Raw genomic sequence first — 1,945 nt, forward strand, 5'->3', positions numbered from 1 at the left:
CCCTGGCTGATTCCCGCGGCGACCAACGCAAGGTGAATTCTGGAAAACTTCATCACTCTGTTCCTTGTCAGTGCTATTGCACGCTGTAGTTGAAGGTGGCGGTGAAGCGCTGTTCGCTACGCCCGCCAAAGGCTTGTTCGGGAAACGGTTTGACCTGCTTGATGCGTCGCAGACTGTTGGCTGCTGCGCGGTTGAGCAGCATGCTGGACGCCTGGGTCTGAATGCCGGAGTCCAGCACTCGCCCCTGGCGATCAACCAATAACCACACCACTACCTCGCCGCTTGGGCGCTCCAGCGAGGCCTGGCGTCCGGTCGGGTACTGTTTGTAGCCATCCAGATCGTTACGCAGCCCTTTGAGGTAGCCGCCTTCGAGGCCCTGCGTGTCTACTTTCGGCTGCGCCGGTGGCTGAGGCGGCGCGACGGCAGCGCTGGCCACAGGCTTACTGGGGGCCTGAACCGGCTCGGCGGGCTTTACTAGCGCCGGGGCTGGCTTGGGCACCGGTTCCGGGCGCGGCTTGGGTTCCGGCTTGGACTTGGGCACGGGCTTGGGGACAGGTTTAGGCATGGGCTTGGGCGGTGGCGGAGCAGGCTCGGCGTCTTCGCTTTCCACCACGGGCGGCGGTGGTGGCGGCTCTTCAGGCTGAACCGGAAGCGGCTCGGTCGGCACCACGGGCTCTGGCGCTGGAGGCTCAGGCTCGATCAACGCCAGCTCCACGGCTGACTGGTCATAAACCGGCTCTACCTTAAGGGCCCGCGTCTGCACCCCCATCACAATCACGATGAGCGCCACCAGCGCTGGCAGGCCTGCGAGCCACTGACGTACACGAAACAGGACATACATGGTCAGGATTTACGCGTGGCAATGGAAACCGAGGTAAAGCCACCCAGACGCAAGGTGTCCATGATCTCGACCAGACGTGCGACCTCAACGCCCTTGTCGCTGTTGACGATAATGGTGGTTTTAGTATCGGGCTTTTCCAGCGCCTTCAAGGCAGGCACCAGAGCCTCGACTGTGGTCGCCTTGCCATCAAGCTGTAATTCGCCGTTGAGGCCCAGGGTCAGGATCGATTTGTTCTGCGGCTTGAGCTGCTGTGAACTGCTGGCGCTCGGCAGCTGGGTTTTCATCCCCAGAGCCGGAATCACGTTCAGGCTGACCAGTACGAAAAAAACCAGCAGGAACATCATCACGTCGATCATCGGGATCAGTTCGATGTGCGCCTTGCGTTTTTTAGGTTCGTCCCACGTTCTCATACCATCCGCCCTTCTTGTCAGAGGCCGAGAATCTAGCAACCGAATATGACCGATCAGTTAGGTTTACATGACTGTTACATGGCCTTTGTAAGCTCTTTTGATGGCACTAAAATATTTCTCGCAGCCGTCATAAAAACGCCATGGAAACGCGGCAATTCTTGAGTATTCAACTCAACGGAAAACCCGGGATGCGTCTCGATATGCCCAGTATCCGCACCTCACGACTATTGCTCTGCCCGTTGCGAGCCGAGCAGTCCAGCGCCTTGTCGCGACTGGCTGACGACCCCGTGATTGCGAACATGACGGCCACAGTCCCCTCGCCCTATACCCTGGAGCATGCACAGGCTTTCATTGCCGATGCACCGGGACAATTCGCCGCTGGACGAACATTGAGCCTGGGGGTTCATGCCCAGGAAACCGGAGAGTTGACCGGGGTCGTTTCACTGCGCCTGTCAACCTCGCATCGCAGCGGCAACCTGGGTTACTGGATCGGTGCCGATTACCGAAAGCAGGGCTACACCAGCGAGGCGGTGCAGGGTTTGCTGATGCATGGCTTCACCGTCATGAACCTCAACCGCATCGCCGGTCAGTGCTTTGCCGACAACATGGCCAGCGCCAGGGTGCTGGAGAAGTGCGGACTGTCGTATGAAGGCTGTATGAAAGAAGCATTTTTGAAGAACAGGGCAGCCTGCGG

Annotated in this window: 4 protein-coding genes (1 of these 4 running past the window's edge); 1 reads left to right on the forward strand and 3 read right to left on the reverse strand. The window is 59.2% G+C overall.

The features are described 5' to 3' along the window. The 3 genes in view from ALO64_RS22695 to ALO64_RS22705 are tightly spaced (at most 20 nt apart) and all read right to left on the reverse strand, a layout consistent with a single transcriptional unit that may run on beyond the window. Nucleotides 1-53 carry the 5' portion of a TonB-dependent receptor gene (locus ALO64_RS22695; RefSeq protein WP_054991808.1) on the reverse strand. The gene continues 2,239 nt to the left of window position 1, outside the view, so only the first 53 of its 2,292 coding nucleotides appear in the window; its start codon is at nucleotides 51-53; its stop codon lies beyond the left edge, outside the window. A gap of 20 nt (nucleotides 54-73) precedes the next feature. Next, nucleotides 74-841, reverse strand: a complete 768-nt coding sequence (locus tag ALO64_RS22700) for an energy transducer TonB family protein (RefSeq protein WP_044345322.1) — start codon at nucleotides 839-841, stop codon at nucleotides 74-76. Nucleotides 842-843: 2 nt separating this feature from the next. Beyond that, nucleotides 844-1,251, reverse strand: coding sequence for an ExbD/TolR family protein (locus ALO64_RS22705; RefSeq protein WP_002552107.1), 408 nt, complete (start codon nucleotides 1,249-1,251; stop codon nucleotides 844-846). A gap of 188 nt (nucleotides 1,252-1,439) precedes the next feature. Here ALO64_RS22705 and ALO64_RS22710 point away from each other — a divergent pair. Next, the coding region (locus tag ALO64_RS22710) for a GNAT family N-acetyltransferase (protein WP_054991809.1) at nucleotides 1,440-1,945 on the forward strand (506 nt) is incomplete at its 3' end.

It is taken from the genome of Pseudomonas meliae, from assembly GCF_001400515.1.
Taxonomy (GTDB): domain Bacteria; phylum Pseudomonadota; class Gammaproteobacteria; order Pseudomonadales; family Pseudomonadaceae; genus Aquipseudomonas; species Aquipseudomonas amygdali.

Coding starts and splice junctions, on each gene's coding strand:
- ALO64_RS22700 (WP_044345322.1), bottom strand. CDS start 841: ATGTATGTCCTGTTTCGTGTACGTCAGTGGCTCGCAGGCCTGCCAGCG.
- ALO64_RS22705 (WP_002552107.1), bottom strand. CDS start 1,251: ATGAGAACGTGGGACGAACCTAAAAAACGCAAGGCGCACATCGAACTG.